This is a genomic window from Streptomyces sp. ISL-96 (genome assembly GCF_018614035.1).
GTDB lineage: Bacteria > Actinomycetota > Actinomycetes > Streptomycetales > Streptomycetaceae > Streptomyces.
Window position 1 is genome coordinate 1 of sequence record NZ_JAGGPA010000060.1, and the last position, 20,885, is coordinate 20,885.

The 20,885-nt window shown below is 69.2% G+C and carries 12 protein-coding genes; 4 read left to right on the forward strand and 8 right to left on the reverse strand.

Annotation, left to right across the window (positions count from 1 at the left end):
• The first annotated feature begins 177 nt into the window (after positions 1–177).
• Positions 178–4,524, forward strand: coding sequence for a HAMP domain-containing protein (locus tag J7E96_RS30410; RefSeq protein WP_215135995.1), 4,347 nt, complete (start codon positions 178–180; stop codon positions 4,522–4,524).
• A gap of 169 nt (positions 4,525–4,693) precedes the next feature.
• On the forward strand, positions 4,694–7,072 hold the full coding sequence (locus tag J7E96_RS30415) for a SpoIIE family protein phosphatase (protein WP_215136085.1): 2,379 nt from the start codon (positions 4,694–4,696) through the stop codon (positions 7,070–7,072).
• Positions 7,073–7,120: 48 nt separating this feature from the next.
• Here J7E96_RS30415 and J7E96_RS30420 read toward each other — a convergent pair whose 3' ends face one another.
• Positions 7,121–7,639, reverse strand: coding sequence for a DUF6328 family protein (locus tag J7E96_RS30420; protein ID WP_251070665.1), 519 nt, complete (start codon positions 7,637–7,639; stop codon positions 7,121–7,123).
• A gap of 570 nt (positions 7,640–8,209) precedes the next feature.
• On the opposite strand from J7E96_RS30420, the gene J7E96_RS30425 reads away from it, so the two are divergent.
• On the forward strand, positions 8,210–9,070 hold the full coding sequence (locus J7E96_RS30425) for a restriction endonuclease (RefSeq protein ID WP_215135997.1): 861 nt from the start codon (positions 8,210–8,212) through the stop codon (positions 9,068–9,070).
• 188 nt (positions 9,071–9,258) lie between these two features.
• On the opposite strand, the gene J7E96_RS30430 is transcribed toward J7E96_RS30425, so the two are convergent.
• Together J7E96_RS30430 and J7E96_RS30435 are read right to left on the reverse strand one after the other, a co-directional pair.
• Positions 9,259–10,197 (reverse strand): sigma-70 family RNA polymerase sigma factor, encoded by a 939-nt coding sequence (locus J7E96_RS30430; RefSeq protein ID WP_215135999.1) that lies wholly within the window; start codon positions 10,195–10,197, stop codon positions 9,259–9,261.
• A 10-nt stretch (positions 10,198–10,207) separates the two neighbouring features.
• Positions 10,208–11,404: an NAD(P)/FAD-dependent oxidoreductase gene (locus tag J7E96_RS30435; protein ID WP_215136001.1), complete on the reverse strand. Its 1,197-nt coding sequence runs from the start codon at positions 11,402–11,404 to the stop codon at positions 10,208–10,210.
• A 194-nt stretch (positions 11,405–11,598) separates the two neighbouring features.
• Between J7E96_RS30435 and J7E96_RS30440 the strand changes: the two genes are divergently transcribed.
• Positions 11,599–12,612, forward strand: coding sequence for a hypothetical protein (locus tag J7E96_RS30440; RefSeq protein ID WP_215136003.1), 1,014 nt, complete (start codon positions 11,599–11,601; stop codon positions 12,610–12,612).
• A 75-nt stretch (positions 12,613–12,687) separates the two neighbouring features.
• Here the strand turns inward: J7E96_RS30440 and J7E96_RS30445 are convergent, their stop codons facing one another.
• Genes J7E96_RS30445 through J7E96_RS37840 form a run of 5 tightly spaced genes read right to left on the reverse strand, consistent with a single transcriptional unit; the run spans position 12,688 to position 20,856 of the window.
• Positions 12,688–14,103 carry a DUF6177 family protein gene (locus J7E96_RS30445; RefSeq protein WP_215136005.1) on the reverse strand — a complete coding sequence of 472 codons (1,416 nt, stop codon included), beginning with the start codon at positions 14,101–14,103 and terminating at the stop codon, positions 12,688–12,690.
• A complete protein-coding gene (eccCa, locus tag J7E96_RS30450) occupies positions 14,100–18,098 on the reverse strand; it encodes a type VII secretion protein EccCa (protein ID WP_215136007.1) in 3,999 nt (1,332 codons plus the stop codon). Before eccCa ends, J7E96_RS30445 begins: the two co-directional genes overlap by 4 nt.
• Positions 18,095–19,195, reverse strand: a complete 1,101-nt coding sequence (locus J7E96_RS30455) for a type VII secretion protein (RefSeq protein WP_215136009.1) — start codon at positions 19,193–19,195, stop codon at positions 18,095–18,097. Before J7E96_RS30455 ends, eccCa begins: the two co-directional genes overlap by 4 nt.
• A 10-nt stretch (positions 19,196–19,205) precedes the next feature.
• On the reverse strand, positions 19,206–20,537 hold the full coding sequence (eccD, locus tag J7E96_RS30460; protein WP_251070666.1) for a type VII secretion integral membrane protein EccD: 1,332 nt from the start codon (positions 20,535–20,537) through the stop codon (positions 19,206–19,208).
• Positions 20,538–20,583: 46 nt separating this feature from the next.
• Positions 20,584–20,856 carry a hypothetical protein gene (locus J7E96_RS37840; protein ID WP_308296209.1) on the reverse strand — a complete coding sequence of 91 codons (273 nt, stop codon included), beginning with the start codon at positions 20,854–20,856 and terminating at the stop codon, positions 20,584–20,586.
• Positions 20,857–20,885 lie beyond the last annotated feature (29 nt).

Genomic DNA, 20,885 nt, shown 5'->3' on the forward strand with positions numbered 1-20,885 from the left:
GACCATCCAAAACAGTCACAATCCGCCGGGCATCGGGGTATTCTGCCTCGTAATTTTGTCGCATGAGGATGGTCCGTGATCGGAGTCGTGAGGCAGGGAGGAGGCGGCCGGCAAGTGGGCCGTGGCGGTGTCCTGTTCTTTTGGCTGGGTGCCCGGTGAGCGCAACGAGGATTGGTCATGGCTGAGACGACAGTCGAGAACTCGCGTCCAGTACAGCGGACACGGTCGCGCGGTACCGGCAAGGTGGGGGAGCCCGAGCTGCGCCAGCTGCTGGACGGGCTGACCGCGGTGCGCGACGGGGACTTCGGCACGCGCCTGCCGGACGAGGCGGACGGCCTGCTCGGCGAGATCGCCACCGTGTTCAACGGCATGGTCGACCAGCTGTCGCTGTTCACCTCAGAGGTGACCCGGGTCGCGCGCGAGGTCGGCACCGAAGGAACGCTGGGCGGGCAGGCGGACGTTCCGGGCGTGTCCGGTACCTGGGCGGATCTGACCGACTCGGTCAACGCGATGGCGGGCAATCTCACCACTCAGGTGCGCGACATCGCGCATGTTGCCACCGCGGTGGCCCGTGGCGATCTGTCGCAGAAGATCGACGTCGACGCGCGCGGCGAGATCCTGCAGCTGAAGAACACCATCAACACGATGGTCGATCAGCTGTCCGCGTTCGCCGACGAAGTCACCCGTGTTGCCCGCGAAGTGGGTACTGATGGACGCCTCGGTGGTCAGGCCGATGTCAAGGGGGTCTCCGGTACATGGCGTGACCTCACCGACTCCGTGAACTTCATGGCGGGCAACCTGACCGCTCAGGTGCGCTCCATCGCGCAGGTCGCAACGGCTGTTGCCCAGGGTGACCTGTCGCAGAAGATCGACGTCGATGCGCGCGGCGAGATCCTGGAGCTGAAGAACACCATCAACACGATGGTCGATCAGCTGTCCGCGTTCGCCGACGAGGTGACGCGCGTGGCCCGTGAGGTCGGTACGGAGGGGCGTCTCGGCGGGCAGGCCGACGTCAAGGGCGTCTCCGGCACCTGGAAGGACCTCACCGAGTCGGTCAATGTCATGGGCGACAACCTGACCGCCCAGGTGCGCTCCATCGCCGAGGTCACCACGGCCGTCGCCCAGGGAGACCTCACCCAGAAGATCCGCGTAGACGCCCGTGGCGAGATCCTGGAGCTGAAGGAGACCATCAACACGATGGTCGATCAGCTGTCGGCGTTCGCCGACGAGGTCACCCGCGTCGCCCGCGAAGTGGGCACTGAGGGCAACCTGGGCGGGCAGGCCACCGTGCGGGGCGCCTCCGGCACCTGGAAGGACCTCACCGACAACGTCAATGTGATGGCGTCCAACCTGACGGGCCAGGTGCGCTCCATCGCCGAGGTGGCCAACGCCGTCGCGCGCGGTGACCTGTCGCGGAAGATCACGGTCGAGGCCAAGGGTGAGGTCGCCGCACTCGCCGAGGTCATCAACACCATGGTGGACACCCTGTCCGCGTTCGCCGACGAGGTGACCCGAGTGGCGCGCGAGGTCGGCACCGAAGGTCAGCTCGGCGGCCAGGCCCGCGTGCCGAACGTCGCCGGCACCTGGAAGGACCTCACCGACAACGTCAACTCCATGGCGAACAACCTGACCGGGCAGGTCCGCAACATCGCCCTGGTCACCACCGCCGTCGCCAACGGTGACCTGTCCAAGAAGATCGACGTCGACGCCCGCGGCGAAATTCTGGAGCTGAAGACCACCATCAACACGATGGTCGACCAGCTGTCGTCCTTCGCGGCTGAAGTCACCCGCGTCGCCCGCGAAGTGGGCAGCGAGGGCCGCCTCGGCGGGCAGGCCGAGGTCGAAGGCGTCTCCGGCACCTGGAAGCGCCTCACCGAGAACGTGAACGAGCTGGCCGGCAACCTCACCCGTCAGGTGCGGGCCATCGCCGAAGTTGCCAGCGCCGTCGCCGAGGGCGACCTGACGCGGTCGATCACCGTAGACGCCTCCGGCGAGGTCGCGGAGCTGAAGGACAACATCAACTCGATGGTCGGTTCCCTGCGCGAGACGACGCGGGCCAACCAGGAACAGGACTGGCTGAAGTCCAACCTCGCCCGGATCTCCGGCCTCATGCAGGGGCATCGCGATCTGGCCGTGGTCGCTGAGCTGGTCATGGACGAGCTCACTCCGCTCGCCTCCGCCCAGTACGGCGCCTTCTACCTCGCGGAAGAGACCCCGGACGGTACCGAGCTCAGGCTCGTCGGCTCGTACGGGCGTCCCGCAGGCAGCGCCGACCACGACCGCTTCAAGCTGGGTGAATCCCTCGTCGGCCAGGCGGCGCGCAGCCGCCGCACCATCGCCGCCGACGGAGTGCCCGGCGATTACGTGAGCATTTCTTCCGGACTGGGCCGAACGACACCGGGCAGCCTGATCGTGCTCCCGATCGTCGTCGACGACCAGGTCCTCGGTGTCATCGAGCTGGCCTCGTTCACCGCCTTCACACCCGTCCACCGGGACTTCCTCGACCAGCTCATGGAGATGGTGGGCGTCAACGTCAACACCATCGTCGCCAACGCACGCACCGACGAACTGCTCGAAGAATCGCAGCGGCTCGCCGGCGAGCTGCAGTCGCGTTCCGAGGAACTGCAGGTCCAGCAGGAGGAACTCCAGCGCTCCAACGCGGAACTGGAGGAGAAGGCCGCCTTGCTGGCCGCTCAGAACAGCGACATCGAGGGCAAGAACCTGGAGATCGAGCAGGCCCGGCAGGAGCTCGAGGACCGCGCCCAGCAACTCTCGCTGGCCTCCAAGTACAAGTCGGAGTTCCTGGCCAACATGAGCCACGAACTGCGGACCCCCCTCAACAGCCTGCTGATCCTTGCCCAGCTGCTCGCCCAGAACCCGAACCGCAACCTCACAGCCAAGCAGGTGGAGTACGCGGGCATCATCCACTCAGCAGGATCGGACCTGCTTCAGCTGATCAACGACATCCTCGACCTGTCGAAGGTCGAGGCGGGAAAGATGGGCCTCCATCCGGAGCGCGTCGAGCTGCGTCAGCTCCTCGACTACGTCGAGGCCACCTTCCGGCCGATGACCACGCAGAAGAGTCTCGGCTTCACGATCACTACCGCACCCGGCGTACCCGTCGACCTGGTCACCGACGATTCCCGGCTTCGGCAGGTACTGCGGAACCTGCTCTCCAACGCAGTCAAGTTCACCGAACGCGGAAGCGTGGAGCTGCGCATCGAACCGGCAGCCAACGGTGAGCTTCCCGCCCCCGTCCACCGCGGCGGCGCTGTCGTGGCGTTCCGCGTCAAGGACACCGGTGTAGGCATCGCCGAGCAGCAGCTCGAGGCCATCTTCGGGGCGTTCCAGCAGGCGGACGGCACCACCAGCCGCAAGTACGGAGGCACAGGGCTGGGATTGTCCATCAGCCGCGAGATCGCGCATCTGCTCGGCGGCGCCCTCACGGTGGAGAGCACACCCGGCCAAGGAAGCACCTTCACTCTCTATCTCCCCGTCGCACGCGCCGACTTCCGGGAGGAGACAGCCAACGAACCGGCCGGCACATCCGGGACCGACGTGCGGGCCGAGTCGTCCGGGAGCGGGCAGCGTGCCGTGACCACCAAGGCCGCGCAGCCGCGACAAGCGCGCCGGCTGCTGGTGATCGAGGGGCGCCCGGGCGGGCTGCTGTCCCTCGTCGCCCAGAGCGCGGTGGCCGAACTGGCCGGCGGACACGAGCTCACCAACCGCGAGGACGTCGAAATCATCGAGGCACTGGGCCCGCAGGAAGCCGCAGGCGCTCTTGCCGCCGAACCATTCCACTGTGTAGTGCTGGAGCTGGACATGGCCAACGGCGAAGCCCTGCGCTTCCTGGACGCGATGGAAGGTGACGCCGCGCTAAGGAACGTACCGGTTCTCGCGCACAACAACCGGCGCCTGGACGCAGGACACGAGCAGGCGCTTCAGTCCCGTGCACACGAGCGACCGCTGGAGCTGCTCTCCAGCCTGGACGAACTGCGCGAACGCATCGCGCTTCACCTGTCGGCCGAGCAGCCGGGTGCCGTCGTCCCCCTGGTGCGGCGGACTGAGGAAACCCGTCAGCAGACTCCTGCGGCCATCGACGTCGGTCTGCACGGCCGTACCGTGCTCGTAGTCGATGACGATGCCCGTAACCTCTACGCCCTCAGCGGCATCCTGGAGCTCCACGGCATCCAGGTCCTGCACGCCGAGAACGGCCGCAAGGGCATCGAGACACTCACCGAGCACCCGGACGTCGACCTGATCCTGATGGACGTGATGATGCCGGAGATGGACGGGTACGAGGCGACCGCCGCGATCCGGCAGATGCCCGCGCACGCGGGTATGCCGATCATCGCGGTCACCGCGAAGGCGATGCCGGGGGACCGGGAGAAGAGTCTCGCCTCGGGCGCCAACGATTACGTCACCAAGCCGTTGGACGCCAACGATCTCATCGCCTGCGTCCGCCGATGGCTCGGGGAATCCGGCCGACCGCCAAGGAGTCAGCAGCGCCATGAGCACTCCTGAACACGACGGAGAACTCGTCGCGGACGACGCGCCGCCCGCCCCCGGCTCCCGTAGGGGCCAGGACGTCTCCGTAACGTCGGTGCTTTACACAGCCGACCCCGCAACACTGCCGTCTCCCCGCGTCACGGCGGGCGGCGCGGAGTCCGTGACCGCTCCCGGGTCTGCCGCGATGCGCCGTCCGGCATCTGGGGAAGAGCCCTTGTCCGGTCAGACCTCCCACGTCGGCCGCCTGGCCGCCACCGTCGAACGGCTGCGTGGGGAGGTACGGGCGGCACACGCCGCGGCCGACGGCCGCGCCCTGGTCGAACTCGCCAAGGGAGTCTTGATCGAGCGGCTCCAATGCGGTCCGGCACAGGCAACGCGACAGCTGACAGAGCTAGCCGACCAGGCAGGTCTGTCACAGCTGGAGCTGGCCGCCGACATCATCAACCAGGCGGCCCGCGACCAGGTCGCCCACATCGCAGGTGACTTCGTCCGGCGGACCAGCGGCGACGGCACATGCGCCGGGGAGACCGGCTCGTCCGTTGCCGTGCGCCTGCGTACCGCCGAAAGCGCCGCACTGGCCGCCGGGGACACCCAAGTCGTCGCCGAATCCCTGCTCGAACACGCACTGGCCCCGCTGGGAGCCACGGCTGTCGCCGTCTGGGCCGCCGGTTCGGACGCCTCCCTCACGCTTTGCGGTCACGCCGGGTTCAGCGCCGACGAGGCAGGGCGCTGGCGGTACGTACCGCCTGGTGTCGCGACCGTCGCCCGTCAAGCACTCAGCGAGCGCCGGACCGTCCGGGTTTTTTCCCTCGCCGAAGCCGGCATTCCTTCCATCGGCCACGCGCAGACCCCGGCCGGTGGCCGTGTCGCGCTGCCTGCCGGGACCGGTGGCCGCATCCACGGCGTACTGGAAATCTGCTGGCCCCAACCGCTCACGCCGCAGTCACCGGCCATCGTGCACCAGATCCAAGCCCTCGCCGAGTTGTGCGCCCACACACTCGAAAGCGTCCCGGCCGCCGGTGTGCATCTGCCGTCCGCACGGGAATTGGCCGATGTCTCGGAGCTGGTGGATCTTTCCGACGGGCTGTACGACCCCGCGCTGGTCCTTACGCCGCACCTTGATGCGGAAGGCGATCTGAGCGACTTCAGGATCCGCCACGTGAACAGCAACTTCGTGGACCCGGCAGGACGCCCCCGCAGCGCCGTCAACGGTGCCCTGCTGCTGGAGGCTTATCCCATGGCCGTCGACGACAGTGAACTCTTCGGGAAGATCGACCGCGTCTATGCCACGGGAGAACCGTTCCGTGCGCGGCGGATGACGCTCACCGCCCTCGTCGACCAGGTACCGCTAGCCTCCGTCGCCGACCTCAGCATCAGCCGGCACGGCGGCAGCGTGCTGCTCATCTGGCGCATCGAGGACGAGACGGCCCGGCTTGCCAGTCTGCTGCAGCACGCGCAGCGCCTCGGCCGTATCGGCGGCTTCGAGGAGAACCTCGTGACGGGGGAGATCACCTGGAACGGGCAGCTCTTCGCCCTGTACGGACGGCCGGTCACCGAAGATCCGGTGTCTCTGCAGGATCTCACCGACCACGCGCACCCGGACGACGCTGTTGCCATCGGCCGCTTCCTGCAGGCAGTCCTCCACCACCGGCGACCGGCCTCGACGGGCTTTCGCCTGATGCGCCCCGACGGGGTGACCCGCCACATCCGGGTCATCGCCGAACCCGTCCTCGACGCCGACGACCGGCTCCTCGCCGTGCGTGGCGCCTACCAGGACATCTCCTCCCAGCACTGGACCGAAGTGGCGCTCGCCGCCACCCGCGACCAACTCGCCCACACCGAACAGGAGTCGGCCGAGCGCAGCCGCCTGGCGCTCCAACTCCAGCACGCCATCATGCCGCCGACCCGGGCGCCGCTCGATGCCCCCGGCCTGCAGATCGCCGTACGCTACCGGCCGGCGGAGACGGAGTCCCTGGTCGGTGGTGACTGGTACGACACCGTCGTCCTGCCGTCCAAGCGGATACTGCTCTGCGTCGGAGACATCGCCGGCCACGGCATCGATGCGGCCACAGGCATGGTGGTCCTGCGCAACGCCATGCGGGGCCTCGCTGTCACCGGCGCGGGTCCGGGCCAGTTGCTGTCCTGGCTGAACATCGTGGCGCATCACCTCACCGAACAGGTCACCGCCACCGCCGTGTGCGGCCTCTTCGACCCGGAGACCCGTGTTCTGCGCTGGGCCAGGGCGGGTCATCTTCCGCCGGTACTGGTGCGGGGGCAGGAGGCCACTGCTCTGCCTCTGCCCGGTGGGCTTCTCCTGGGGGCCCTCGCGGAAGTCGAGTACGAAGAGACCGAGATTCAACTTGAGCCCCACGACACGCTGCTGATGTACACCGACGGCCTCATCGAACGCAGAGACACCGCCGTACAGGAGTCCCTCACGCAACTGCTCGCCACAGCGCAGGCACCCGCGACCACTCTTGAGCGCCGACTCGACCGCCTCCTCACCCACAGCAGTTCGGACACCGACGACGACACCTGCCTCATCGGTATCGAGGTGTCATGACCTTCCCCGGCGACGCTCGCTGTTGTATCTACTGGGCAGCCGGAAAATCTACTTGCTCCAGCGAGCCCAGGCCGGAAGGACGACCCAGCAGGCCAGGAACCAAAGGAGTACGCCCGAAACGATCCACAGGGCTGCGGATTGGTGCAATACCACCCGCAGTATGAGCAGCAGTGCGCACATGATGGTGCACAGCAGCAGGAGCAGTCCCGTAACCGTCAGGCGAGAGGCCCACTCCACCGCTTGGGGCTTCATCTGCTGACCGCTGACGAAGCGGTGGAAAGATACGGGAGCTATGAGTGCGCCGGTGGCAGCAGCACCGAGCACGATGGTCACGACGTAGATCGTGCGGTCCGTGGTGCCGAGCTCTGTGAAGCGCGGTGTGAAGGCAACGCTGAGCAGAAAAGCAAGCAAAATCTGCACACCGGTCTGCGCCACCCTCACTTCCTGCAGCAGTTCCACCCAGCGCCGGTCAGCACGTTCGGCGGCCGTCTCGTCCCGACCGGCTATGACCGGTCGGTCGACTGCCCCGGTCGGCTGTCTGTCGTCGGAGTTCTGGAGATCTGCCATGTCGTCCTTCTTCCCCTAAGCGCGCGCCACCGCCGGCGCTTGAAGACGTCCGTATTTACGCGTCGTGGGCCATACCCGGCCTGTCCGAAGCGTCACCGATGCTTCGACTTCCCAGACTTCTCGAAGGCCTTTCTTCCGTGTCGCTTTCCCTCGTGGGTGGAGGCTAGACCCTTGTCCACGTCATCCTTCTCGGGATGTTTTCCCGACTTTCGCCACTCTGGGAGCTACGGCCCTACTCGCCGGAGCAATCAGCGCGGTGCCGCCGATGATGAGTGTCCGCGCGCTACACCGGCGTGACACCCGACGAGTGGACAACGTCCAACGCGGCGCGGATGGAAGCGATCCAGACCACCGATTCGGCACTTGTCGAGCGACTCCGATGAACGTCCTCACAGCAGGGACCCTTGCCTGCCTGCACCGCTATGTCCTGGGAATCCATCATTTACTGCTCGCCGGACCTCGTGCTGCGAAGGCGGCGCTCGACCAGTCCTGAGGCTGTTTAATCTGCCGGACTGGGGCAGGTGTAGCCATGAGTGAATCGAAAGTAGCGCATTACAGGGGGACTTCCACATGCCTGTACCGGTCCGTAAGCCTCAGCCTGCGAAGCAGCGAAAGGCCTTCAGCCTCCGGCAGACGGTCCTGTGCTTCGGGCTGGTCGCGACTGTTGCGTGCGGCGTGGGTCTCACCCTGAAACTGATCGTGAGAGCGGCCGATGAGCATCCCATGGTGGTCGTCGCGGCGGCCGCCACAGTGGTCGCCGCGACAGCAGGCCTCTGGAGCACCCGCCGTCGTCGCACGGGACGCCGCTTTGCCAGCGCGGCCGTTGGTGCTGCCTACCAAGTCATCGAGACGCACACGGTCGAGGAGGAGCGCAACCATGCCGTAACAAGGGTGAAGGCAGAGACACCTGATGAAGCCTTCGCGTCCGACGAGTTTGCAGCCATGGACCCAGTGAGCTTCGAGCAGGCCGTTGCCGCGCTGTGCGAGCGGGACGGCTGTCAGGACGTCCATGTCGTGGGCGGCGCTGGCGACCTCGGTGCCGACGTTGTGGCAACTACGCCTGATGGGAGACGCGTCGTCATACAGTGCAAGCGCTATGGACCCTTGAACAAGGTCGGTTCCCAAGACGTACAGCGCTTCGGAGGGACTTGTTTTGCTGTGCACGAAGCCCATGTCGCGGCCGTCGTGACCACCGGTGAGTTCACCCAGCCCGCCGCTGACTATGCCGAACAATGCGGGATCCGATGCATCAACCATCGTGACCTAGTCGCCTGGACTGACGGCACTGGCCCCACGCCCTGGGAAGCGGAGAGCGCTGGCTCACTGCTCGGACGAGCCGCAATCAATCTGGCGAACACCGCGGGAACGGTCGGATCGAAGATCCGCACGTCCAACGATGTCGTAACCGGTCTCCGCGCGAGCGGGAGGTGAACCGGACACTCGCAACTGTGGGTGCTTCGTTGTCTCAGTCAGCACCTCGCATCGCGTGTGGCGATCGCCACACGGCCCCGGATTTGGCCGACCCGAGGAGGAGGCAGCAGGATCGATACGGATAGGCATGTCCGTTAAGGGGTTCCGTCCTCGCTCCGGCTTAGGTCACTGGATTCCGGTGGCTCTGGTCACCATGCGTTGATGACCGGCGCATCGGGTTCGTGCTGCCGCCAGGCCTCGTTGAGGCGCGCGAGCCGGTCCGCGGCGGCGATGCCGCGCAGGGACGCGACCTTGCCGTCGCTGACTTCGAACGCCACGGCGCCCACGATCCGGTCGTCGACCACGGCGAGGACGGCCGGGGAGCCGTTGACCAGCGCGATATGGAAGGCGGGCGAGCCGCCGGCCAGCCGCCGCTTCGCCGGCGTGGGCTTGAAGCCGGCCCGCACGTAGGAGGCGACCCGCTCGCGCGTCTTGTACCGCAGCAGCCGCTTGGCCAGTCCGGCGCCGTCCGAGACCGCCGTCACGTCGTCGGTGAGCAGCGCCACCAGCCGTTCGGTGCGCCCCGACGTGGCGGCGGCGAGGAACTCCTCGACGACCCGGCGCGCGGCCGCGGGGTCGGCCTCGCCGCCGCGGCGGCGCTCGGCGGCGACCCGGATCCGGGCCCGGTGGACATGCTGCTGGCTCGCGGACTCGGTGATGTCGAGGATCCCGGCGATCTCGGCGTGGCTGTACGAGAAGGCCTCACGCAGGACGTAGACGGCCCGCTCGACCGGCGAGAGGCGCTCCAAGAGGGTCAGTACGGCCAAGGACACCGATTCGCGCTGCTCAAAGGTGTCGGCCGGGCCGAGCATCGGGTCGCCATCGAGCAGCGGCTCGGGCAACCAGGCACCGGCCGCTCGCTCGTGGCGCGCCTGCGCCGAGCGGAGCCGGTCGAGGCAGAGATTGGTGGCGACCTTGGTCAGCCACGCTTCCGGCACCTCGACGCGTTCGCGGTCTGCGGCCTGCCAGCGCAGGAACGTGTCCTGCACGGCGTCCTCGGCGTCGGCGGCCGAGCCGAGCAGACGGTACGCGAGCGAGGCCAGCAGGCCCCGGCTGGCCTCGAACCGATCGATGGATGCGCTGTCCATGCCGAGCAGCCTATGCGGCGACCCTCACACCGGTCCGGTCAGGCGCGGTGGCCAGGCGGCGCTTGCGCTTCGGCATGCCGAACGTCGGGTGGGCGACGCCCCACCCTGCCCCCTTGAGCACGCCCGACTTGAGCCGCGCGGCGGTCCGGCCGCCCACGTACCAGGAGTTCGACCGGACGTCCCCGTCCACCACCTGGAAGATCGCGTCCCGCCGCCCGAGGCTGATGTGGTTGCCGTAGTACTTCAGCCCGGTGGCCGGGACCGCGCTGCCCGTCAGGCGCGCGACGATCGCGGCGGTCGCCTGCATGTTGGTGAAGCCGGCCGAGGCGCAGGACATCGGCAACGGCCGGCCGTTGTCGCCGATCGCGTAGGCGCAGTCACCGGCGGCGTAGACGTCCGGGTGCGAGACCGAGCGCATGGTGCGGTCGACGACGATCTGGCCGGTCTCGGCGACCTCCAGGCCGCTGGCGGCCGCGATGGGGTGCACGGCGAACCCGGCCGACCACACGGTGACGTCGGCCGGGATGGACGACCCGGTGACGCGGTCGGCGATCGCCCGTGTCGGCTCGACCGCTTCGATGCCGGTGTGCTCGTGGACGGTGATGCCGAGCCGGTCGAAGGCCTGGCGCAGGTGACGGCGGGCCTTCGGGGAGAGCCAGGCGCCCAGCTCGCCGCGGGCGGCGAGCGCGACCGAGAGGTCGGGCCGGGACTCGGCGAACTCGGTGGCGGTCTCGATGCCGGTCAGCCCCTCACCGACGACCAGCACGGTGCCGCCCTCGCCCAGGCCGGCCAGGCGCTCGCGCAGACGCAGCGCCGAGGACCGGCCGGTCACATCGAAGGAGTACTCGGCCGCGCCGGGGACGCCATGGTGGGCTACGGAGCTGCCGAGCGCGTAGAGAAGCGTGTCGTACGTGAGCTCGCCGTCGCCGTCCTCGCCGGTCACGGCGACCGTCCTGCGCTCGGGGTCGACGCCGGTGACGCGCGCCAGGCGCAACCGCACCCCGGTGCCCGCGAATACGTCGGCGAGCTTGCGGAACGCGACGTCCTGGCCGATCGCGAGCTGGTGGAGCCGCATCCGCTCAACGAAGTCGGGCGCGGCGTTGACGACGGTGATCTCGGTGTCGGCGGGGGAGAGCCGGCGGGCCAGGTTTCCGGCGGCGAAGGCCCCGGCGTATCCGGCGCCGAGTACGACGATGCGGTGCTTCATGGCGTTGCTCCTGTCTCGTTCGCGTGCCCTTTGAACGAGACGGCGCCCCGATTGCTGACAGGAGCCAGGTGTGACGCGGGTCACCGAACCAAGACGAGCGGCTGAGCCTGCCACAGACACTTGGGCCTGTCTTGGCAGTCGAAACGGGGCGATGGCCAAAAGGGGCTGTCGGAGGCGTCGGCTAGGGTGCGCGGATGATATTCGGACGTGTGCGGTTTCGGGCCGCCGTCGGGAACTTCGAAGCGGCGGTACGGGCCCAGGACGCGGACGCGGCGGAGCGTGCCTTCGCGCGGCTGACGCACGGTTTCGGTAAGGCGGCGGACGCCGAGTTGCAGGCGGCGGGGCCTCGGCTCTCCGCCCTGCTCGGGGAAGTGCCGCCCGGACCGCGAGCGGCGGTGGCCGTGATGACCGGGGCGTGCGTCGAGCGAGGCGCCGACCCGCTGGCCTGCGCGCCCGCCGTGTTCGCGAGCGCCCTGGACGCCTTCGAGCAGGCCGCCGTCTTCTGCGACCGGTGGGCGGCTGCGGGCCGTGGCGAGCTGCCCGGCCACGAGGGCGAGGGGCTGGAGGAGGCCGACTTCGAGCGGATCGGCTTCGAGCCCGTCATGGCCTGGCAGGCGCTCCCGCAGTTCGAGATGGCCTGCGTGGCCATGCTCAACTCCCCGCGGGTGCGCCGAGAGTTGCCCGGCCGTGAGGAGTTGCCGGCCGCCGTCGCCCGAGTCGCGGAGCTGTCCGGCGAGCCGTTCAAGTGCCTCGCGTACGCCCTCGCCGTCCTCGACGACGAGCCGGTCGTCGCGCTCAACCGCGCCACCGGCGCCGGCTTCGCGCTGCGCGTGTCCGGCATCGGCGACAACTTCCAGTTGCACACGCTCCTCGCCGACGCCCTGATCGGCCGGGGTCTCGTGGAGGGCGAGGCGCCGTCGGCCGAGGCCGTCGCCTGTTGCCGCGACCGGGCCGGGATGGTGCCGACCACCGGCTCCTTCGACTTCGTCGGCGTCGACGGTGAGTTGATCTGGAACGAAGGCAGACCGGCGGACATCCCCGTCGTGGACGGCGTCCGGCTCGTGGTCCTCGACCCGCCCACGTACAGGAGGAACTGGCCCGCCGGCCGCTTCTTCCCCGGCATGACCGGCGAGCTCGTGTACGACCACGCCCTCGCGCCTGAGGAGTCGGCCGCCCTGCTCGCCAGAGTGGCCGAGCCCGTCCGCTGACGCGGGGGAAGGGCGAATGCCGGTGAGTGCAGCACCCGGGAGATGTTGCCTGTCGACAGGCCAAGGCGTTGTCCTTCAGCGGGATCTGGGCTGCGCCTTCTTCAGGTGCTGCGTGAGCCGCTGGAGCGTGGTCCACGCATGGGCGCTGGTGCCGTCTCCGAGCGGGTAGTGGAGAGCGGGGCGCGTAGCGGGGCCGAGCGGGATGGCGTGCGAGTCCAGGGGTGGCCGGCGGGCGTGGTCCAGCCCGATGTCGTGGATCGCGTCGGTGCCGAGCGTGAATGAGAGGGGGATGGGGGGCGCTTCGAAGTGTGGGGGGACGGTGAGGTCGCGGCGTGCGGGACGAAGCGAGGCGAGCATGGAGGTCAGGTTGTGCTCGGTGGCCAGTGTCCCGGCGAGGGCTTCGATGGAGTGAAGGGGTGGGGTTTCGCCGGTGTCGTAGCCCAGCGTGAGAGTGATGTCCTCTTCGACGCCTGCTGTGGTGCGGGCGATGTGCACGGTAGCGATGGCGGGGCGGTCGGGGTGGCCGATGGCGACGAGCCAAGTGGGTTGGGGGGCGCGGTTGCGGGCGAGGTCGGTCAGCTGCCGTGTGGACCACGGGAGGTTGATGGGTTCCGCGGTGCTCCATCCGGCGGGCGCGGTGTTGGTGAGGTGTTGCCAGGCTGTTTCCAGGGCGCGGCCGAGCTGGAGGTCGGTGTCCGGGGCGTGCTGGGTGCGGATGGAGAGGATTAGTTGGCGTTCGCCGGTAGGGGTGGTCTGGGTGAAGGCCGGTGCGACGGCAGTGGCGCCCGACTCGGTGGGCGTGGGCGTGAAGGTGTCGTCCTGCCAGCGCAGCACGGCTCCGGACAGGCCGTCGTAGTAGCCGCCTTCGGAGTCCTGTACGACCCACCGGTTGGGGTGGCCGTGGAGTGCGGTGCGGGTGGGGAGGGTGAGACGAGTTGTGCCGGGGGTGACGATCTGCAGGGCTCGGTCGCTGGTGGTGGCGGTGCGCAGGGCGTTGGAGAGCCAGCTGGTCATGGCTACGAGGGGGCGGTCGTGGATGACGACCGCGGCCTTCTTGGTGAGGACGTCGATGCCCAGGGGCTCGGTGTCGGTGGCCGGGGCGATGACAGAGGCGAGGGGAACGACGTCGGTGGTCGCCGGGCCGGCGGGCCAGGTGATGCCGCCCAGTACGGACACGAGGCGGCCGGCGAAGGACCGCGCGAGGGGCTCGGCCTCCGGGACGGCGGTGGATGCCCGGGCTTCGGTCCACCAGACAGGGCTGTCCGCCACGTCGGTGCCGATGCCGAGGAGGCGTCTGGTTTCGCCCGGGACCTGGAGGAGGATCGGGGCTTCGATGGAGACCAGCGGGCGTCCGCCCGGTGCGCAGAGCTGGACGACGGCTCCGTCGGCGGTGGTGTTGATGCCCACGTCCGGGCCTCCGGCGTACAGGCCCGCGAGGAGGGTGCGGATGTCGGGCATCTTCGGGGTGAGGGCGATGACGTCCTTGGTCACGGGAGCTCTGTTTCTTCTGCCTCGGGTACGAGGGCGGTCTGGATGAGCTGGTGGGTGCGACCGCGGCGGACCAGCGTGCCCCGGCCCGGTGGCTGGGCGGATGCGTACAGGCCGGGGAAGAGCTGGCCCTCGGTGCGGTCGCCGGTCATGACCAGGGCGGCGGTGCCGGTCTCGCGCAGAGTGGTCAGGAACGGCTCGTACAACGCCCGTGACGATCCGGCGACGCGGCGGGCGACGACGAAGTGCAGGCCGATGTCCTGTGCGGACGACACGTACGGCAAGAACGGGGCGAGGGGCTGCTGGCCTGCGGTGGTGAGGATGTCGTAGTCGTCGACGAGGATGACGATGCGCGGGCCGGTGAAGGCCGGGCCGTCGGGGAGAGTGTCGTGGTCGACGTTCTCGTCGGGCAGGCGCTTTTCCAGCTCGGTGGCGATTCCGGAGGCGAGCCCGGCGCTGATCTTGGCGTTGTGGGCGTAGCCGCCGCGGTAGGGCTCGGGGACGGTTCCGCGCAGTCCGCGGCGTGGGGCGAAGACGGCGAAGACCAGTTCGTCGTCGCTGTAGCGGTCGACAAACCGCTGAGCGATCAGCTTGAGCAGGTTGGTCTTGCCGCATTCGTTGTCGCCGAGGATCAGCAGGTGCTGGTCGTGTTCGAACAGGTCCAGGAGTACGGGGGCGAGGGTGTCCTGGTCGACGCCGATCGGGATCCGCTTCGGCTCTGCGGCTACGGAGGGCAGCCGCTCTGCGGGCAGCCGGGCGGGCAGTACCCGTACGGGAGAGGCGAGGTCGCCGTGCCAGGTGGTGCGTATCGTCCGGGCCGTGTCTTCCAGGGCCGGTCCGAGGTCGCCGGTGGCGGGAACGGAGTCGGTACGGGGCAGGGCGGCCTGGGCGAAGAGTTTGCCGTCGGTGAGCACGCGGCCGGGGGTGTCGGGGCCAAGGGTCTCGGAGAGCTTGCGGTCGATGCAGGAGTCGGACGGGTCGTTGAGGCGCAGTTCGAGCTGGGTGCCGAACATCGACTGGGTGGCGATGCGTACGTCGTTCCAGCGCAGCATGCCCGCCACGATGTGGATGCCGTAGCCGCTGCCCCGCTTGAGGAGGTCGGCGACGGTGTCGTCGAGGTGGGCGAACTCGTCGCGCAGCGCGCCGAACCCGTCGATGAGCAGCACGATGTCGGTGGCGCCGAGTTCGGCCAGCCGGCCCTGGCCGCGCAGGTGGCGGAGCTGGTCGAGGGAGTCGATGCCGTGTTCGCGGAATGCGTCCTCGCGGGTGGCGAGCATGGCACGCACCTCGGCGACGGTGCGCGCCGCGCGCTCGTGGTCGGCCCGTCCGGCGATACCTCCCACATGCGGCAGCCCGGCCAGGGCTGAGAGACCGCCGCCCACCAGGTCCAGTCCGTACAGGGCGACTTCGTCCGGGGTGTGGGTCAGAGCGAGTGAGAGCGCGAGGGTGCGCAGCAGGGTGGTCTTGCCCGACTGGGGGCCGCCGATGACCGCCACGTGGCCGCCGGACACGGTGAGGTCGAGCGTCCACGGGCCTTGCCATTGCCGGGCAGGGTCGTCGAGCAGTCCAAGGGGCACCCGCATCGTGCCCGGGGGGTGGGCGAGGTGCATGCCGCGATCGGAGACCTGGAGCGGCCCTGCGGCCGCGTCGAGGGTGATGGCGTCGGGCAGCGGGGGCAGCCATACGCGGCGTACGGGTTCGGCAGCGGTACGGAGCTGGTCGACCATCGTGGACATCACGGTGGGGCCGGTTTCCCGCTCCCGCATCGCCGGCTCGGCTCCGGAGTCCGACACCCCTTCGTCGGCAGGGGAGTTGAAGGTGGGGTACGGCAGGGCGAGCGGTCTGTTGTCGACGACCTCGGTCAGTTCCGGACCTCGGTAGGCGCCGGAGACGTACCCCGCCTTGAACCGTTCGTACGTCGATGTGTCGACCTTGAGGTAACCGAAACCCGGCAGCGGCGGCAGATGGAAGGCGTCGGTGGTGTCCAGCACCGTACGCGACTCGTCGGCAGAGAAGGTACGCAGACCGAGCCGGTACGACAGGTACGTGTCCAGGCCCTTGAGCTTGCCGCCTTCGATGCGCTGGCTGGACAGCAGCAGATGCACACCGATGGAGCGGCCGATGCGGCCGATGGACAAGAACAGGTCGATGAAGTCCGGCTTGGCGGTGAGAAGTTCACCGAATTCGTCGATGACGACAAAGAGGTGGGGAAGCGGGTCCAGATCCGGGCGCTTGGAGCGCAGCGCCGCATAGTGCCCGATGTCCGCCACATTGCCCGCGTCCTTCAGCACCTGCTGGCGGCGCTTCACCTCGCCCGCGAGGCTGGTGTGGACACGCTCGACGAGCCCGGCCTGGTTCTCCAGATTCGTGATCACCCCAGCCACGTGCGGCAGCTCGGCGAACGGGGCGAAGGTCGCACCGCCCTTGTAGTCGACCAGGACCATCGCCAGATCCTCCGGCGGATGGGAGGCCACCAGGGCGAGGACGAGGGTCCGCAGCAGTTCGCTCTTGCCGGAGCCGGTGGCACCCACGCACAGACCGTGCGGGCCCATGCCCAGCTCTGAGGACTCCTTCAGGTCCAGCAGCACCGGCTCGTGCCGGTCGTTCACGCCGATGGGCACGCGCAGGAACGCGCGCTCGCCGCGCGGCGTCCACAGCCGGTCGATGTCCAAGGCTGCGGGATCGTCGATCCCCAGTAGCGCGGGGAAGTCGACGGGTCCGGACACCGGGGTGCCCTCGGCCACGGACTCGGCGGACAGCCGCAGCGGAGCCAGCATGCGTGCGAGCCCTTCGGCTCCCGCGACGCTGACGACATCGGAGGTGCCGGAGGCAGCCGGGGCCTCGGGGGCCCGCAGATCCTCGATCACGACCTGGTCGCCGTCGACCGTGATGCGCACAGTCACCTGATCCGGCTCGTGCACCTGCTGCTCCAGCAGATGCAGCACGGTGACGCCCATGTCAGCCAGGGACACAGCCGCATCGGGGCGCGGCAGTTCGGCAGCGTTCTCCCCGTATTCGTCACTGACCACCAGCAGCCGACTGGTGAGCTTCAGCGCGTTCTTGTCGGACAGGCCCCGCCGCACCTCGGCGGCGTACGAGGTCCGCCGCCGCAGATCGGCGGCGATCAGCCGGGCCAGTTGCGGCAGGCTGGGGGCAATCCGGCGCGCCGGGACCGGCCCGTCGCTCTCCTGTGCATCCAGTACGTGAGGCAGCCACTTGGCCCACTCCCAAGCCGCCACGTGCTCACCAGGCACGCCGAGCGCGATCGCCACGTCGTCAGGCGCGTGCGTGACCGCCGTCTGGATCAACAGACCCCGCGCGACGCGAAGTACACCTTCGCGGTCCCCGACGATGCTGATGTTCCCGGCCCGGTCCAGCGGCACCGTCAACGGAGATTCGGTCGCTGTGGAGAACCGGGCCACCAGCGCCCGGGCCTCGTTGAGCATGAACGGGTCGGGCGGCGTCAGCACGCCCCCGGCGCTGTTCTGGCCGATGGACAGCTGCTGCGTCGGTACGTCCCCCGTACCTACACGCGCCCGCAGGAAGTCCGCATCCGTACGGCGCCGCTCCCACAACCGCGCCGGGTCCCGCACGAGGTCGTACAACGCCTGCGGCGGCGGACTGAGCAGCCTCGCCGCCCGGCGGCGCTCCCGCATCACCGCCCCCAGCTCTTCGCGCAGCTCCTCCAGATACTCCAGATAACGTTCGCGCTGGGCGCGCCGCGTGCGCTGCGCCTTGCCCCGCTGGGACAGGAACAGTCCCACCGCGCCCATCAGTGCGATCACCAGCACCACAGCACCCAGGCCCGCGAACTGGCTGGAGCGGACCACGGTCATCATCACGACCGAACCCATCACACCGGCCATCGGCAACAGTGTGGTCGCGGCGCTGCCGGTCTTGCCCTCGGGCAGGTTCGGGGGCGGCTCGATGGTGCGGGGCTGCGCCGGGGTGAGCGGCCTGGTGGAGCGCGCCGGGCGGTGGACCAGCCGCAGCGTCATCGCACCTTCACCGCCCGCTCCATCGCCTCGGCGGCCAGGGAAGTGGCCGCCTGCCGGGTGGTCTGACCGAGCAACGCGGTGTGGATGGGGCCTCCTTGGGCCAGATGACGGTCATAGGGAAGAGCCACCACCGTGACTCCCGTCTCCCGCAGGTGCGCGGTGGCCGCCTTGAGATCGAGTGTCATGTCGGGGGAGTTCGCGGTGAGCGCGACCACGGTGGTGGCGAGCGCCGAGTGCGGCAACTGCGCCAGCCAGTCCAGCACCAGGCGGGTGCCACCCACGCCCTCCGCCGTCATCGGGGCGACCACAACCCTCGCGTGCGCGGTGTCCATCGCGGTACGTGCCACCTCGCCCGGCAGGGTCTCGCAGTCCACCACCGTCACGGCGAAGTACCGCCGCAGCGCGAGCGACACCGTCCGGTACGTCGGCATGTCCAGCGGTGCCCCGATCCGCCCCTGACTCGCGGGCAGCAGCCAGCCGCCATCCGTCACCGGCACGAGATAGCCGGTGACATCGGTCAACTGCATGGAGGGGGTGAGCAGGTGAGCGAGCTCCCTGCACGACCACCGCACCGACTTCGCGCCAAGCCGGACCGGAAGCGTGCCGAGGGCAGCGTCGGCCTCCAGCGCGAGGACCGGGTCGTGCCGGTAGTGGTTGAACGTCCGGGCCAGCAGAGCAGCCACCGTGGTCTTTCCGACCCCGCCCCGAATCGAGGTGACCGCGATCACCCGCCCGGTGGTCACCGGCTGCTGCAGCGCCCGTGCGAGGCGTGTCTCCTCGGACACCTCCTGCGCGGCTGACGCGGTGAGCTTCTGGAGCGAGCGGCCGGTACGACGGGTGATCGGATCTCCGTGGCGAGGACGCCCCATGGCGTGGGCCAGCCGGGGATCGATGGTCGGCAGCGACTCCGGCGTGGCCATGGGGAGCCGTGGATCCCGCACCGCCCGGACGGCGGGCTGCTGCGAAGCCTGCCCCGGGTGCGGGGGCGCGGCCGACGGGCCGGGCGTCGGCCGGTCAGGTGCGGGAGGCGCGTCGGCTGCGGCATCCTGTCGCCCCAGCTCGCGCAGCACATCGCGCTGCCAGTCCCCCTGAGTCATAGCCGGATCCCTACGCGAATGTGCCGAGCAGACGCCCGTACACACCGAACACGCCGAGCACCAAAGGGAACAGAGCGATCACGCCGACCGACTCCAGCGCATCGCCGAACCGACGCAGCCGTACCCGGACATGCTCAGCCGGCTGAACCGACAGCACCGCCAGCGGAACCACGGCGAGCACCACAAGGACGGCCAGAGGCGCGACCGTGCCGGAACGCTCCAGCCACACCCAGGCCAGACACGTGATCACCACCGCCGCGGCTGACAACAGGGCCACGACCTCGGCGATCAGCGGGAACGCCCGCGCCCGCAGAGCCAGCACGACAGCGACGACCACGGCGAGAGAAACAGTCCACACCGTCGGCGCCCGCAGCACCAAAATTCCGGCCGCAGCCGCAGAGACAGCCATGACGACCGAGGCGAGCGCCAGCCCACGATGGGTGGCCGCCAGTGCGGTCGACACCTCGTACCGGCTCACTGACGCCCCGCCGGAGCGGCGGTCGTCGAGCCCGGACAGCCCTGAAGACATGAGCGCCAGCCGAGGCAGCAGCCCGAGCACCACCACCGACACGACCACCAGCAGCGCACCCGCACGCGCCTGACCCACAGCGGTACCGGCGCCCGACTGCAGCGCGACCGCGACCTCCCAGCATGCCGTCGCCCCAGCCACGGCCCCTGCACCGACCAGTCCGCCCCGGCCCAACGGCGAAACCCAGCCGAGCAGCAGCAGCGATACGACCACGACCGCCGCCACACCGGCCAGACGCATTGCGCCGGACCAGTCGTGCGCGTCCGCCAGCGTCCAGGCCCCCAGCACACCGAGGGCTCCACCCATGACGGTGAGTGCGGTCGCCAGGCCACGCCGGCCGGCCTTCCCGAGCAGGGCGCCCAAGAGCGCCGCCACCGCAGCGACGGCCGACAGCGCACCGCTCACCGCCGACAGCCCGAACTCAGCCCGGGCCAGTGCCCCGGCCGCCAGCGCCCAGCCGACGGCCGCGAGCCCCGCCACCTTCCGCCGGGCCGAGGGCCGCCACCGCCACGCCTGTACATCCACATCGTCGGCGGCCTCATCGGTGACGTCATGCACCACTGGCGCCGACGGGGAGTCCTCCACCCGCACCAGCCGCAACACCGCACCGTCCGGCACGCCCGCCGACTCCAGCGTGCTGTCATGCGCCAGCGCCGAACCATCAGCAGTGACCAGATGCCGCAACATCGGCCGCCCCGACACCTGATCGTCCAGCAGCCGCATCACTTCGGGCAGCAGCAAGCCGACCGGCTCCTGCGACGGGAGTACGAGATCAACACGCCGCCGCTCGCCGACCAGAGTGACCCGGCTCAACGCCGTACGGCTCAAAGACCCCGCAACTATCACGCGTTCGAACCTATCATCGAGAAGACGGTGCCACTGAGGGCGTAGAAGACTGCTGAACCGAGGGCCCGTACGGGCTCTTTCCGATGAGCCGATGCGAAATGAACGACCAGCCCACACAACCCGCGCACAAAACAGCCGCAATCACAATCCCGGCCAATGCCTTACCCAGACGTTCATCCACCGAGCGCCGCTGCCGCTGAGCACCGAACAACAAGGCATCGCGCAGCCGGCGGCGCCGTACCGACACCGACTCCAGCAACTGACTGTCGTAATCCTGCGCTGCCACGCCTACCAACCACCCGTTCTGCGCTGGTC